Annotated in this window: 9 protein-coding genes; 7 read left to right on the forward strand and 2 right to left on the reverse strand. The window is 63.3% G+C overall.

The window, feature by feature from the left end; translation table 11 throughout:
- Window positions 1–210: 210 nt before the first annotated feature.
- From GWK36_RS06425 to GWK36_RS06440, 4 genes are all read left to right on the forward strand, one after another.
- On the forward strand, window positions 211–5,679 hold the full coding sequence (locus tag GWK36_RS06425; RefSeq protein ID WP_166272507.1) for an alpha-2-macroglobulin family protein: 5,469 nt from the start codon (window positions 211–213) through the stop codon (window positions 5,677–5,679).
- A 36-nt stretch (window positions 5,680–5,715) separates the two neighbouring features.
- Complete coding sequence (locus GWK36_RS06430; RefSeq protein ID WP_210756879.1) at window positions 5,716–6,198, forward strand: putative molybdenum carrier protein; 483 nt, start codon at window positions 5,716–5,718, stop codon at window positions 6,196–6,198.
- Entirely contained in the window at window positions 6,188–8,380 is a 2,193-nt protein-coding gene (gene pbpC, locus GWK36_RS06435; protein ID WP_246237743.1) for a penicillin-binding protein 1C, read from the forward strand. Before GWK36_RS06430 ends, pbpC begins: the two co-directional genes overlap by 11 nt.
- Before the next feature lie 128 nt (window positions 8,381–8,508).
- The gene (locus tag GWK36_RS06440) at window positions 8,509–9,972 is read left to right on the forward strand and encodes a GGDEF domain-containing protein (RefSeq protein ID WP_166270439.1); all 1,464 of its coding nucleotides are present in this window, start codon (window positions 8,509–8,511) and stop codon (window positions 9,970–9,972) included.
- Window positions 9,973–10,101: 129 nt separating this feature from the next.
- Here the strand turns inward: GWK36_RS06440 and rho are convergent, their stop codons facing one another.
- Together rho and trxA are read right to left on the reverse strand one after the other, a co-directional pair.
- On the reverse strand, window positions 10,102–11,358 hold the full coding sequence (gene rho, locus GWK36_RS06445) for a transcription termination factor Rho (protein ID WP_166270440.1): 1,257 nt from the start codon (window positions 11,356–11,358) through the stop codon (window positions 10,102–10,104).
- 168 nt (window positions 11,359–11,526) lie between these two features.
- Window positions 11,527–11,853, reverse strand: a complete 327-nt coding sequence (trxA, locus tag GWK36_RS06450) for a thioredoxin TrxA (protein WP_166270441.1) — start codon at window positions 11,851–11,853, stop codon at window positions 11,527–11,529.
- Window positions 11,854–12,084: 231 nt separating this feature from the next.
- Between trxA and GWK36_RS06455 the strand changes: the two genes are divergently transcribed.
- Genes GWK36_RS06455 through GWK36_RS06465 form a run of 3 tightly spaced genes read left to right on the forward strand, consistent with a single transcriptional unit; the run spans window position 12,085 to window position 15,344 of the window.
- Window positions 12,085–13,794, forward strand: a complete 1,710-nt coding sequence (locus tag GWK36_RS06455) for a DEAD/DEAH box helicase (RefSeq protein WP_166270442.1) — start codon at window positions 12,085–12,087, stop codon at window positions 13,792–13,794.
- A 12-nt stretch (window positions 13,795–13,806) separates the two neighbouring features.
- The gene (gene nudE / locus GWK36_RS06460) at window positions 13,807–14,355 is read left to right on the forward strand and encodes an ADP compounds hydrolase NudE (RefSeq protein ID WP_166270443.1); all 549 of its coding nucleotides are present in this window, start codon (window positions 13,807–13,809) and stop codon (window positions 14,353–14,355) included.
- Complete coding sequence (locus tag GWK36_RS06465; RefSeq protein ID WP_246237745.1) at window positions 14,355–15,344, forward strand: thioredoxin family protein; 990 nt, start codon at window positions 14,355–14,357, stop codon at window positions 15,342–15,344. Before nudE ends, GWK36_RS06465 begins: the two co-directional genes overlap by 1 nt.
- Window positions 15,345–15,403: the final 59 nt, after the last annotated feature.

Genomic DNA, 15,403 nt, shown 5'->3' on the forward strand with positions numbered 1-15,403 from the left:
TAGACTACATGCCAGACCGCTGGACCGGTCGAGCACCTGGATATTAACCCTTACTGAAACTGCGTGTTAAGGGTCAGACGCATCAAACCCCAAGGCTCATCGTGCGTCCCTGAAATTGCCTGAGTCCGCGCGAAGGTCTAGAGTTTAACTCACCTTCCCCCACCCGAGCTGACCGCCGTGCGCCTGCTATCCGCCTGCCAACCCTTGCATATGGCCGGGTTTCTGCTCATCGGCACCTGGTTACTGACGAGCACCCTCATCCTGCCGGCGGAGGCCGCCCGCCGGATCGAGCGGCTGTCGGGGGTCGATTATTTCGGCGAGGATTATGCCACCCTCAAGGGGGTGACCCTGGAAGACTGTGAATCCGCCTGCCTGGGCGACAGCCGCTATCGGGCCTTTACCTTCAACACCAATGTCGGCTGGTGTTTTCTCAAGGCGAGCCGAGGGGAGACCCGGCCCTTTGCCAATGCGGTCTCGGGTGAGGTCGTGGAGGAGGGGCAGGCAGCGCCTGTGGTTTCAGCCGAGACCAGGTTTGCCGACCTAGACTTCCTGCCGGCGCGCGAGCGCGATGCCGCGCAGCGTCTGGCTGCCAAACTGAACGCGATGCTCCGCCCCCAGTCAGGTCTCAAGGCCTTGGTCGAGCAGGCGCGTGCGGCCTTTGCCGCAAAGCGCCTGGACGAGGCCAGGGACCTGCTCGAGCAGGCGACCGCCCTGGCGCCCAATGATCGCGCCCTATGGCTTGGACTGGCCGAGGTCTCGCTGGCTTCCGCCCAGACCGGCGACTGGGATCAACGCAACCGCCTGCGCCGCCAGGCGAGCGCCGCTGCGCTCAATGCCTACGGCCTGAGCGCGCGGGACGAAGAGCGGGCCGAGGCCCTCAGATGGATCGCACAGACCTTTGCCGCGCGCGATGAGTGGCGGGCAGCGATCCGCGCCAATCGCACTGCGCTCGCCCTGGTCGATGACCCTGATCTGCACACCCTTCTGGAGCAGCAGGTCGCCGAGCATGGCTTTCGCCTGACCGAGCATCAGGTCGATGCCGATGCGGCCAACCCGCGCATCTGTCTCGAGTTCAGCTATCCCCTGGACCTGCATCACCCCTATCTCTCGGACTTCGTGCGCGTGGTCGGACGCACGGATCTAGCGATCGAGCCCGAGGCGCAGCGGATCTGTATCGATGGGGTGCAACACGGCGATCGTTATCGCGTCCAGGTGCGCCCCGGCCTGCCCACCGCCGACGGCGAGACACTCCATAAGGGCGCTGAACTTGAGGTCTATGTACGCGATCGCTCGCCTCAGGCGCGGTTTGTCGGCCGCGGCTATGTCCTGCCCAAGGGGGACGAGGCGGCGATCCCGGTGGTGACGGTCAATACCGAGCGCCTGGATGCCGAGGTCGACCGCATCGGCGACCGTGGGCTGACCCAGGCGCGCGCTCAAGGTCTACTCCATCAGGTGCTCGGGGACTGGAACCTGGAGCAGATCCGCGAGGAGCTCGGCGGGCGGGTGTGGGAGGGGGCGATCGCGGTTCGCTCGGAGCTCAACCGCGAGGTCACCACCGCCATTCCCGTCGGCGAGCTGGTCAAGGATCTCAAGCCCGGGGTCTATGTCCTGACGGTGCGCCCGCACAATGCTCCAGATGAGAGGGAGCAACTTGCCACCCAATGGTTCCTGGTCTCGGATCTAGGGCTGACCGCACTCAGCGGTACCGACGGGCTGCACGTCCTAGTGCGCGCACTTTCGACCGCCAAGCCCCTGGTTGGGGTCGAGCTTCGCCTGATCGCGGTCAATAACGAGATCCTGGGGACGGCGCGCACCGATGATCAGGGCTATGTTCGGCTGCCGCCTGGCCTGCTGCGCGGGAAAGGGGGCAATGAACCGGCTTTCTTGGTCGCCGAGTCGCACGGAGATTATGGATTCCTCGACCTCAAGCAACCGCCTTTTGATCTCAGCGACCGCGGGGTCGAGGGGCTCGCCCCGCCTAAGGCGCTGGATGTCTATCTCACGAGCGAGCGCGGGGCTTATCGCCCAGGCGAGACCCTCTATCTGACGGCGCTCGCCCGCGATGCCCAGGCGCGTGCGGTCAAGGACCTGCCGCTGACCTTGATTATCGAACGCCCCGATGGGGTCGAGTGGATGCGCAGCCTGCTTCAGGACCAGGGTGAGGGCGGCTATGGCGCATCCGTTCAGCTCCCCTCGACCGCCCAGCGCGGCACCTGGCGCGTCGCGGTCCATGCCGACCCCCAGGGGCCGGCCCTTGCCGAACTTCCCTTCCTGGTCGAGGACTTTCTGCCCGAGCGCCTCGATCTGACCCTCAGTGCGTCGGTCAAGGCCATCGACCCGAAGGCACCGCCTGCGGTGAACCTCGAGGCGAGGTTCTTATATGGGGCGCCGGCGAGCGGGCTGGCGATCGAGGGCAAGGTCGAGGTCAGGCCGGCACCAGGGCTTGCCGATCTGCCCGGCTATCGATTTGGTCTCATGAGCGAAGAGCTCGCCCCCTTTTCCGCCCCCCTGACCGCATCCCAGACTGATACCCAGGGGCGGGCCTTGGTCATGCTCGATCTGCCGGGGCTGCCGCCGACCAGTAGGCCGCTCGAGGCCGAGGTGCGGCTGCGGGTGGTAGAGGAGGGCGGGCGCCCGGTCGAGCGACGGCTGAGTGTGCCCGTGCGCGCCGCAAGGCCGCGGTTAGGGGTCAAACCCCTGTTCGGTGACCGGGTGGATGAGGGCGGCACGGCGGTCTTTACCGCCATCGCCATCGATCCCGAGGGTCAGCCGCTTGGACTGGCGGGCGCGCGCTGGACGCTCGAGCGCCTACGCACCAACTTCCAGTGGTATCACCGCGACGGCAGTTGGGAGTTCGAGCCCGTGACCACCAGCGAGCGTGTGGCCTCGGGCAGCATCGATCTCGCCGCGGATGGGTCGGCGCGCATCGAGTCGCGGGTTGATTGGGGCAGCTATCGCCTAAGGCTCGAGATGCCGGACGGCTCGGCACTGCCAGTGGACCTCGAGTTCGATGCCGGTTGGTCGGTTAGGCCCAAGACCCAGGACACGCCGGACCTGTTACAGGTCAGGCTCGATAAACCGGTCTATCGGGTCGGTGAACGGGCGCGGGTGCATCTCCATGCGCGTTTTCCCGGTATCGCCCTGATCATGGTCATCGACGATCGGCTGATCGCCATGCGCGCCCTCGAGGTAGGCGAAGGGGAGGCGACGATCGAGCTGCCGGTCACCGCGGACTGGGGGCCGGGTGCCTATATCACCGCCGCCCTCTATCGCCCGATGGACCTGGGGGCGCGACGCATGCCCGCCCGCGCCCTAGGCCTGCAATGGGCGACGGTCGATCCGGGCCAGCGGCGCCTGGCGGTCAGCATCCCTGAGACGCCGGCGCTCAAGGCACCCATCCGCCCGCGCCAGAGTATCGAGATCCCGATCGCGGTTGCCAATGCCCGGCCCAGCGAGCCCCTGTATGCAACGGTCTCAGCCGTGGATCTGGGCATCCTCAATCTCACGCGCTTTCAGCCCCCGGCGCCGGATGACTGGTATTTCGCCCAGCGGCGGCTGGGGCTGGAGATCCGCGACCTCTACAGCCGGCTCATCGACCGGATGCTGGGCGAGCCTGGGCGGGTGCGCACCGGTGGTGACCGTCAGGGCCTGCAGATCGAGGGCCCACCGCCGACCGAGGAGCTCTTGGCCTATCACTCCGGGGTGATCCGCCTCGATACCCAGGGGCGGGGGCGCATCGAGCTTGCGCTTCCCGAGTTCAATGGGACGGTCAGGGTGATGGTCATGGTCTGGGGCGCCGAGGTCCTGGGTCATGCGGTCAAGGACCTGGTGGTCCGCGATCCCATCGTCATTATGCCCAGTCTGCCGCGCTTCTTGGCCCCGGGCGACCGTTCGCGTCTGCTCCTGAGCCTGGACCCCGTGGAGGACCTGGCCGGTCCTGTCACGCTCGTGACCTCTGTCGAGGGGCCGCAGGTCCAGATCCCCGCCGAGTCGCAGCGACTTGACCTGAGCCTGGAGCCTGGCGCGCGCAGAGAATTGAACATCCCGCTCATCGCCGACTCGGAGGGGGATGCGCGCCTGAGGATCGAACTCAACCCCCCCACAGGTGGATCCCTGCGCAAGACCCTGAGGCTTCCTGTTCGCACCAATCAACCGCGCGTCGGACGCACCGAGACCCTAAGCCTTGCGCCCGGGGCCGAGCTTAGGCTCGATGCAGTGCGTCTTGCCGATTATCTGCCGGCAACAGGGGCGCTCCTAGTCTCGGCAGGTCCGACGGCGCGCCTGGATGTCGCCGGGCTCTTAGCGGCCCTCAACCGCTACCCCTATGGCTGTGCCGAGCAACTGACCAGCCGCGCCCTGCCGCTCCTTTATCTCGATCAGGTCGCTGAATCCGCAGGTCTCGTCGGCGAGGGCAAGGCCAGTGAGCGGGTGCGCGCGGCGATCGATGCCCTCCTCTCCAAACAATCGAGCGAGGGCGGCTTTGGGCTCTGGGGCCAGGAGGACGGCAATGACCTGTGGCTGACGGCCTATGTCGCCGATTTTCTAACCCGGGCGCGCGAACGCGGCCAGCCGGTGCCCGAGACCCAGTTCCAGATGGCGCTCGATGCCCTCCAGAACGGCGTCAGCCTGGACTCGGACCTGAGCGAGGGCCGCGCGGGCATCGCCTATGCCCTGTATGTGCTTGCGCGCAACGGGCGGGTGGCGATCGGCGACCTGCGTTATCTCGCCGACAACAAGGTCGAGACCCTGGATACCCCCTTGGCCCTGGCCCAGTTGGCCGCGGCCCTGGACCTGCAAGGGGATCGCGAGCGGGCGGATCGGCTCTTTCGCGCTGCGCTCAAGCGCCTCACCACCGCCCGCGAGGGGGGCGGCTATCGCGCCGACTATGGCTCGATCCTGCGGGATGGCGCAGCGCTCCTGACCTTGGCCGCCGAGTCCAAGGGCGCGGCCGTGGATCTCGATCCGCTCGCCCAGCGCCTGCAGGCGCTCTGGATCAGTGAGACCCATACCAGCACCCAGGAGCAGGCCTGGTTACTCCTGGCCGCCCATGCCCTGATGCGCTCAGGCCCTTTGGCCGCCCTGGAGATCGAAGGGCGGATGTATCCGGGGTCTTTCTATCGGCGTCTGACCGCTGCTGAGCTAGCCTCCAAACCCCTGGTGCTCGTCAACCGCAGCGACCGGCCACTGACGGTGATCCTCACCACCAGCGGTATCCCTGCTCGGCCTTTGCCTGCAGGCGGCAATGGCTATCGGATCGAGCGCGCCTATTACGACGCCGAGGGGCGGCGGGTGCGACCCGAACGCATCACCCAGAGCCAGCGCCTGGTCGCTGTGATTACGGTGAGCGCCGACCACCCGCGCGCGGCGCGCCTGCTGATCGATGACCCGCTACCCGCGGGGTTTGAGATCGAAAACCCGCATCTCGTCGGTTCGGCCGACATCGGCGGTCTGGCCTGGCTCGAGGTAGAGCAAGAGGTCAGACATGCCGAGTTTCGCAGCAACCGCTTCATCGCCGCCCTGGATCGCGCAGCTGAGGATCCGGCTCTGTTCCATCTCGCCTATTGGGTGCGCGCCGTCTCGCCTGGGGCCTTCATCCATCCGGCGGCGACAGTTGAGGATATGTATCGCCCCCGCCTGCGCGCCTGGAGCGAGAGCGGACGGGTGGAGATCGGCGAATAGGTGAGCGCCGGCCTCCCGCCGGCAAATTGAGCTGCGATGATCAGACCGCGCCGAATCATCTCCGGCGGCCAGACCGGCGTCGATCGCGCCGCCCTGGATTGGGCGATCGCGCGCGGCATCCCCCACGGCGGTTGGTGCCCTAAAGGGCGCCTGGCTGAGGATGGACCGATCGACCCCAGGTATCTCCTGACCGAGACCGAGTCGGCAGCCTATGAAGAGCGAACCTGGCGCAATGTCCGCGACAGCGACGGCACCCTGATCCTCAACCGCGGTGACCTTGCAGGCGGCTCATTGTTCACCCTCTATTGTGCCGAGCGCCTGGGTCGGTCCTGTCTGGTCGTGCCTTTAGAAGAGGCAGGGCGGTGGGTTGAGCCTGCGCGCGCCTGGCTTACCGCCCATGAGATCCGGGTACTCAATCTCGCCGGACCGCGCGCCAGCCAGCGGCCAGGGATCGAGGCGCAGATCTGGGGGTTCTTGGATGCGCTGTTTTGCCAACAGGATCAACAGGATGCCGGCTAGCCTGTGTACCGCGCACCCAGGGGATATTCCGCAACCGGGCATGATGCCGGTGAGACGCTGGTGCTCTAACGCCCTATGGGGATCGCTCATCGCCTGCGCCCTGCTGGGTGCAGCCTGGTTCGGCCTTGACCGCTGGATCGCCGCCGCGCCGCTTCCCGACTTCAGGCTCTCCAGCTCGATTGAGATATTCGACCGCTCAGCAAGGTTGCTCTATGTCGGGGCGCTCGTCGATGGGCGTTGGCGGCTGTCTGTGGAGCTTGCCCAGGTCGATCCGCGTTATCTGGAGTGGCTCAAGGCGATCGAGGACCGGCGGTTTAGCGCCCATTCGGGGGTCGATGGCTGGGCTCTGCTGCGTGCCGCCTGGCAATGGGCCTCCCAGGGGCGCATCGTCTCGGGCGGTTCGACCCTGACGATGCAGGTGGCACGTCTGCTGGATCAGCGCCCGACCCGCAGTCTTTTGGGTAAACTGCGTCAGATCCGCCTGGCGCTTGCCCTCGAACGCCGGCTCACCAAAGACGAGATTCTTCGGCTCTATCTCATCTTGGCCCCTTATGGCGGAAACCTGGAAGGGATCCGCGCCGCTACCCTGGCCTGGCTCGGTCATGAACCCAGGCGCCTGACGCCGGCTGAGGCGGCGCTGCTGATCGCTTTGCCCCAGGCCCCTGAACGCCGCCGTCCCGATCGCGATCCAGCTGCCCTCAAACAGGCGCGCGATCGCATCCTTAGGCGACTTCATGATCTGGGGTACATCGATGCTCTAGAGCTCGCCGAGGCGCTCAAGGCCCAGGTGCCCGAGAGTCGTCGCGCCTTGCTGCGTCTGGCCGCGCATCTGGCCTGGCGGATCCAGGCTGCCAATCCCGAAAGAAAGGCGCTCGCTGCGACCCTGGATGCGCGGTTACAGGCAGGGCTCGAACGCCTGGCCGCGCGGCGCGCCCAGCTCCTCGGCGAGCGGCTCTCGGTTGCCATCCTGGTCGCCGATCATCGAACGGGCGAGGTCTGGGCCGCGGTCGGCTCGCCCGATCCATTTGCCACCGACCGCTGGGGGTATCTAGATATGACCCGCGCCGTCCGCTCGCCGGGCTCAACCCTCAAGCCCCTGATCTATGGCCTGGCCTTCGAGGAGGAGATTGCCCAGCCCGAGAGCCTGATCGAGGACCGGCCGACAGGTTTTGCCGGCTATGCGCCAAATAACTTCGATCGCAGCTTTCAGGGCACGGTCTCGGTGCGCACGGCCCTCCAGTCATCGCTCAATATCCCTGCGATCCGCTTGCTCGATGTGCTGGGTCCTGCCCGTCTGCTCGGGCGTCTGCGCCGCGCAGGGGTCACGCTGGTCCTGCCCAAGGCTGCGGCGCCGAATCTGGCGATCGGTCTGGGCGGTGCAGGCCTGCGGCTGTGCAATCTGGTCCAGCTCTATGCGGCGATCGCCCGTGGCGGGACGGCGGTCGAGCTGCGCGAGCTCTTAGATCAGCCGAGATCGAGCTCAAAACCGGTCCAAATCGTACTCACCGAGCGCGCCGCTCGACTGGTGACCTCGATCCTCGCCGATGTCCCTGCGCCCGATCGCGCGCGCACCGGTGAGCTCGCCTTCAAGACGGGGACCTCTTATGGGCAGCGCGACGCCTGGGCGATTGGTTATGACGGGCGTTGGGTTGCAGGCGTCTGGGTCGGGCGGCCTGATGGTGCGGCGGTACCCGGGCTGACCGGTATCGATGCCGCCGCCCCCATCCTCTTTGCCGTCTTCGATCAGCTCAGGCCCCGCATCCCACTTCCCCAGCCGCCATCCCCTGGGTCAGCACCAAGGCTCGCCGACCTCCCGTCGCATCTCCAGCACATCCCCGCTGGTCCTCGCTCGGTAGAGCGCGGCACGCAGGCGTTTTGCCTGCAAGAGCAGACAGGAGGTTTGCGGCTAGGATGCCTAGGTCCCGCCGAGCCCCTGCAGATCGCCTATCCGCCGGCAGGGGCGCAGATTGAGCTCGGCTTCAGCACCCCGCAGCCGATGGACCTGATCCTCAAGGTGCGCGGTGGTACTCCACCCTTCGTCTGGTTTGCTGATGGGAGACCGGTTGCCCACACCGCCTTTGCCCGAGAGGCACATTGGTTGCCAGAGGGTCCGGGCTATGTCACCCTAAACGTGGTCGATGGGCGAGGCGAGTCGGCACAGGTTGAAATCCGCATTCAGTAGCGCAGTAGCGGTATTGCATAGCCTCGACGTATCCTGTAATCGCCAGATTCTAGGTCAGGATACGCAACCTGGAGCAATCAGTAGAAAAAATGATGTGGACAAGATTTCAGGGAGGGGTGGGTGAGGCCATGAAAGCAAAAGAACAACAACTGGATCGTATCGTCCATCGGTTGACCCCGCGGGTCGAGCAACATCTCTATCGGATCTTCGGGGTACTCGGTTTAATCCTGTTGCTCACGGTCATCCTGCACTGGTTTGTCATCTTTAAGCCGCGGCTCCTCGCTGAGTCCGAGGGGTGCGCTGCGGCGCTTGCCCAGTCCTGGGCTCAGAAGATCGAGCTCCTGATCGATGAAGCAGATGAAGAAGCTGTGCTGCGTACGCAATTGACGGCCTTTTTTCAGTCCATCTTGGAACTCACCGGACCACCGGCCGGCAGACCGATGATCCATCGCATTTCTCTCTCCCTGAGCGCAGGGCCCTTTAGAGGATTGACATTGGATCTCGGCACTGGGGGCTCAGAGCCATCCTTTTTGATCGAACTCCCGGTTCAACACCGACACCTGCTTCAAGTCAATGCGGCGTCTGAGGGGCTCGGCAGGCTGATTTTCTATTTTGATCGCCGGGTCATCGAGCAGTTCGCCAACCAATTGGCAATAACCCTGATCGTGGTCGCGATGTTGATCGGCGGGGTGATGACTCTGATCTCGCTACAGATCCGCAGGCTGTTGCAGTGGCTGCATCAAGGGGAGGAGAACCTGCGCGCCGTCTTTGAAGCTGCGCCCTTCCCGATGATGCTTCAGGTCAATGAAGATAAGAGGCTTTGCTGGGCTAATGTGGCAGCCCAGCGTTATCTCGCGCTGCATGAGAGCCCAGATGGCTGCTTCTCCAGCCCGATCTGGGAGGATCTAGCGCAGTCACTCCCCGCCCAGCTGGGGGAAATGCGCGAGGTGCAGCTCGATGCAGGCAGGCGCTGGGTGATGGTCTCGGCGATCCCAGTGAGTTTCTCCGGGGTGCCCAGTCGAATCATCGGGCTCGCTGATATCAGCGCGCTCAAGGCGGTCCAGGATGAGCTCCATCTTGCCTCGATCACCGATCCTCTGACCGGGCTTTATAACCGGCGCTATCTCTATCAGCGTCTTGAACAGGAGATCGAGTTCGCCAATCGCTATGCTCATCCGCTCTCGATCATCCTATTCGATCTCGATTACTTCAAGCAGATCAACGACAGCTTCGGACACAATTTGGGTGATGAGGTGCTGGTCTGGATCAGCGGCATCTTGCGCTCGACCATCCGCGAGGTCGATATCGCCGGACGGCACGGGGGCGAAGAGTTCTTGGTGATCCTACCGCATACGGACCTGGAGGGGGCCATCGAGGTAGCCGAGCGCCTGCGTTCGGAGATCGATTCGATCGAATGGTCGGTGCATGGGCTTAAGGTCACCATCAGCGGCGGGGTAGCCCAATACAATGGCGAGCCGCTCGATGAATTTGTCCATCGTGCCGACTGCAAACTCCTCGAAGCCAAGGAGTCCGGACGCAACCGCATATGTATCGCTGAGGGATCAGCACCTAGCCTGATCCGCTTGTTTTAGAGAAAGATGGAATCAAACCGCTGAGCGTTGTTCCTGTGCCGTCATTCTGGCGAAGGCCGGAACAGACTTCAGAAACATCAGCCGAATGCAGATGAGGCGCGTTGTCGCCGCGAATGGATCAGTCTCTCCTTAGCCCTTCATGGAATTGAAGAATTCCTCGTTGGTCTTGGTCGCCTTGAGCTTGTCGTGCAAGAACTCCATGGCTGCGAGTTCGTCCATGGGGTGCAAGATCTTGCGCAAGATCCAGACCTTTTGCAGCTCATTGGGGTCCATGAGGAGCTCTTCGCGGCGGGTCCCCGAACGGTTGATGTTGATGGCGGGGAAGATACGTTTTTCGGCGATGCGCCGGTCGAGATGGAGCTCCATATTGCCCGTGCCCTTGAACTCCTCATAGATCACATCGTCCATCCGCGAACCGGTATCGATCAGGGCAGTGGCGATAATGGTGAGTGAACCTCCCTCTTCGACATTGCGCGCCGTCCCGAAAAACCGCTTGGGGCGCTGGAGAGCATTGGCGTCGAGACCACCGGTGAGGACCTTGCCCGAGGAAGGCACGACCGTGTTATAGGCCCGCGCCAGACGGGTGATCGAGTCAAGCAGGATGACCACATCGCGCCGGTGTTCAACCAGGCGTTTGGCCTTTTCGATCACCATCTCGGCGACCTGAATATGCCGGGTGGCGGGCTCGTCGAAGGTCGAGGAGATGACCTCGCCGCGCACCGAGCGCGCCATCTCGGTCACCTCTTCGGGGCGTTCGTCGATCAGGAGCACGATCAGATAGCATTCAGGGTGATTGTGGGCGATCGACTGGGCGATGTTTTGCAACATCATGGTCTTGCCGGCCTTGGGCGGCGAGACGATCAGCCCGCGCTGCCCCTTGCCGATGGGTGCGATGAGGTCGATCGTGCGGGCGGTGATGTCCTCGGTGCTGCCGTTGCCGATCTCGAGCTTTAACCGTTCCTGAGCGAAGAGGGGGGTGAAGTTTTCAAAGAGGATCTTGTTCTTAGCGTTTTCAGGGCGGTCATAGTTGATGTCATTGACCTTCAGCAGCGCAAAATAGCGCTCTCCGTCCTTGGGTGGGCGGATCTTCCCCGAAATGGTATCGCCGGTGCGCAGCGCAAAACGCCTGATCTGGCTTGGTGAGACATAGATGTCATCCGGTCCGGCGAGATAGGAGGCATCCGCCGAGCGGAGGAATCCAAAGCCATCAGTGAGGATCTCGAGAACGCCATCGCCATAGATATCCTCGCCCTTTCTGGCCTGGGCCTTGAGGATGGCAAAGATCAGGTCTTGTTTGCGCGAGCGGCCAACGCCTTCGATCTCCATGGATTGCGCCAGTGTAACCAGTTCATGCACCGGCATCTTCTTGAGTTCGGTCAGGTTCATCACGGTTCTAGTTTAGGGATCGGTGAATTCAAAGGGGGGCGCGTCACCCGTAGGATGGCGCCGGGTACTGGCTTGGATGGACAGCGCGCTCGTCCCACTGGGAGGGGCACTGTATGCAGGATCGTGACAGGACCGTGCCGCGGCCCCGCCATATACCCTATAGGGATTTTAGAGATTGCTATCGATAAAGGCTGTCAATTGCGACTTGGAGACCGCGCCGACCTTGGTGGCCTCGACCTCACCGTTACGAAAGAGCATCAGGGTAGGGATCCCGCGGATGCCATAACGCGGCGGGGTATTGGGGTTTTCGTCGATATTCAGTTTGGCGATCTTGATGCGCCCGGCATATTCATCGGCGATCTCATCGAGCAGCGGGGCGATCATTCGACAGGGACCACACCATTCGGCCCAATAATCGACCAGTACTGGCTGGGGGGATTGCAGGACCTCTTGCTCAAAGGTGTCATCGGTCACATGGATGATGCGATCGCTCACTGAACTCATCTCCCTTCAGGTTGACCATTGAGCGGTATTGGCTAGCTGGATGGATGCAAAGCATGTGCGGACAGGACTGCGTTTGTCATCAACATGCGGGGCGGGGCAAAAGGCACCTGGGCGTTGATATTAGCCCGTAAAGCTTGGATGCTATTTGATCCAAAGCGCGGGCGATTTGCAAGACTTGTGCGCGCCCTGACTCAGGCATCTCAACGGATTTTGTACAGCCTCATGACTGCTGCCACCCATCTGACCTCGATTCGCTTCGATACCTTCGCCCTGGATGCGCGCATCCTCGCAGGACTCAATGATGCCGGTTTCGTGTATTGTACGCCGATCCAGGCCGAGATCTTGCCGCTGGCCTTCGCCGGTCAGGACGTGGCTGGGCAGGCCCAAACCGGCACCGGTAAGACCGCGGCCTTTCTCGTCGCCTTGATGCAGCATCTGCTCAGCCGCCCGCGGGCCCTGGCCGATACGGAGCGCTGCCGCCCGCGCGCCTTGGTGATGGCGCCGACCCGCGAGCTGGCGGTGCAGATCCACAAGGACACCCAACTCTTAGCCGGGCGCACGGGGCTACGCTCAACGGTGGTTTTCGGCGGGACGGGTTATCAGCAACAGCGCGAAGCGCTCGCCGCTGGCGTCGATATCCTGATCGGCACCCCGGGGCGATTGATCGATTATTACAAACAGCAGGTCTTTGACCTCAAAGGTATCGAGGTAGTGGTCTTAGATGAGGCCGACCGGATGTTCGACCTAGGGTTCATCAAGGATATCCGCTATCTCTTCCGCCAAATGCCGCCGCCCGAGCAGCGGCTGGGGATGCTGTTTTCAGCCACCCTGTCCTATCGGGTCACTGAGCTCGCCTATGAGCACATGAACCAGCCCCGTTTGATCAAGATCGAGGCTGAGCAGGTAACGGCTGAGAATGTGCGCCAGGTCTGTTATCTGACCGCGAATGATGAAAAGATCCCGCTTTTGATTGGGTTGATCCGGAGCTGGCCTGAGGGCCGGGTGATCGTCTTTGTCAATACCAAGCGCGAGGCCGACCGTGTTTGGGGCCATCTCCAGGGTAATGGCATCGAGGCGGCGGTACTCTCAGGCGATGTACCGCAGCCCAAGCGCCTGCGTCTTCTCCGCGAGTTCACCCAGGGGCGGGTGCCGGTCCTAGTGGCGACAGATGTCGCAGCGCGCGGGCTGCATATCCCAGATGTCACCCATGTGGTCAATTACGATCTGCCTGAGGACCTCGAGGACTATGTGCACCGCATCGGGCGCACCGCCCGTGCCGGGGCAAGCGGAGATGCGGTGAGCTTCGTCTGTGAAACCTACGCCTTTTGCCTGCCCGACATCGAGCAGTATATCGGCTCTAAGATCCCGATTGCCCCGCTCGATCCGGCATTGCTGGTCCCAATCGATCCACATAGCCGCCGCCGTCCCGAGCACAGCGAAGCGACCGAGCGACTACAGGGCCGCCGTGAGCGTAAGATAAGGAAAGAACCACCAGTGCAGGCCATAGTCTCACCAGCGACAGCCGAAGATTCGCCTACCGTGGGTGCAGAGGAGGCGACTGTAACCCCGCAGGTGGCGCCCAATTCCGAGACCGCAAGTAGACGACCCGTGGTCCAATGGCGTTTCCGTACCCTGGATGAGCACTTCTTTGACCAGCTCGTCGATGAATGGCCTGAGCGCATCGGACCTGAGATCGAGATTCCGGATATGCCGCTCATCCGGCGTATTCGCCGCACCCGCGGCCAGCTTGAGCCTTCGGCCTTGACTAGCCCACCCCTGACCTCGGCACCTCCAACGGATAGCGCAGCAGCGAGCATCTCATCCGAGACACGTGCCAGCAAAAGGCGCCGGCGCCGACGCAGGCCGGGCGTAGAATCGGGTTCAGCACGATCAGAATCCGCCCCCAGGCAAACACCCGAACCGATCAGTTAGGTGCTCTGTTAGATGCGCCAGCCGCCCAAGATCCTCGCACGGCACCTGGTGGCGCGCAGCCGTCTGTTTCGCGTCGAGGAGGTCGAGCTCGAGTTCGCCAATGGTGCCCGCCGCCGCTATGAGCGGATACCCGGGGGACGCGACTCGGTCTTGATCGTGCCGTTGCTCGATCCGGATACACTGTTGCTGATCCGTGAATATGGCGCCGGCAGCGAACGTTATGAGCTAGGATTTCCCAAGGGCGTGGTCGAGCCGGATGAGGAACCGCTGGCTGCGGCCAATCGCGAGCTGCAAGAGGAGATCGGCTATGGGGCGGGGCGATTGCGCATCATTGCTCGCCTATCGCTCGTCCCCGGCTATATCCAGCATCGCAGTCTGATCGTCCTCGCCCAGGACCTCTATCCTAGCCGACTGCCGGGGGATGAGCCCGAACCGATCGAGGTCGTCCCCTGGTGCCTGTCCGAGCTCGGTGCCTTATTGCAGCGCGAGGATTTCGATGAGGCGCGCGCCATCGCCGCCTTGTTTCTCACCCAGCGCCTCTTGGCAGAGGAGAGGGGGTGATGTCCGACCTGGGCCAGCCATGCGGCTTACAGCGCACCAGCTGGGGGGTATTTATCTGGTTGGCGCTATGTGTCCTGCTCCCCATGCCCGCGCCTGCCTCCCTCTCGACCCCTGCCGCCTCCGGCAGGGAGCTGATCGATCTTGGCGCCGAGCTGAGTGCCGCTGCCGCCACTGGCAAACGGGGATTGGCGGTCTATTTCGGTCAAACGGATTGCGCCTATTGCGAGCGTTTCCACAGCGTCAACCTGGCCGATCCGGACATTGCGGCCTTGATCCGGAGCTATTTCATCTGGGTCTCACTCGATATCCAGTCCGAGACCCTGGTCAGAACACCAGCGGGCGAGGTGTTGAGCACACGCCTGTGGGCTGAGCGCGAACAGAGCGATTTCACACCGTCCCTGCTGTTTTTCGATACCTATGGGCGAACCGTGCTGAGGTTGCGCGGTTATTATCCACCCTATCAGTTTCGCGCAGCGCTCGACTATGTCAGCGAAGGGTTTTACCAGCGTGAGCCGTTCGCAACATATCTAGCGCGCGGGGATGATCGGTTGGTCTTCGATGAGACTGATCTCAACCCCGAGCCGTTCTTTAGCCCCCCGCCCTATATCTTCGACCGGCGGCAGCCGGCGGAGCGTCCGCTGGCCGTATTCTTCGAGCGCGGGGATTGTCATCCATGTGATCTATTACACAGCGAGATCCGCAACCGCCCGGATCTCCAACGGCGTTTTGCCCAGCTCGATACTGTTCAGCTCGATCTGCGCGCCGATTCCCCGCTCATCGCACCTGATGGTCGGCGTCTGCGCGCCCGCGCCTGGGCCGCCGAACTCGGGATCGAGTATGCGCCTGCCATCGTTTTTTTCGATAAAAAAGGACGCGAGTTGGTGCGCGTGACCTCGGTCGGCGAATTTGGGCAGCTGGACAAGATGCTCGCACGCCTACAAGCGGGATCATCCGCCTGGAACACTGGCGCGCTAAGGCAGCACCCTTGAACAGGCTAAACAGGTTCCAGCTCCATATCATGCGCCAGCTCCCGATGGTCGTGCGCCAT

The organism is Caldichromatium japonicum, from assembly GCF_011290485.1.
Classification (GTDB): domain Bacteria; phylum Pseudomonadota; class Gammaproteobacteria; order Chromatiales; family Chromatiaceae; genus Thermochromatium; species Thermochromatium japonicum.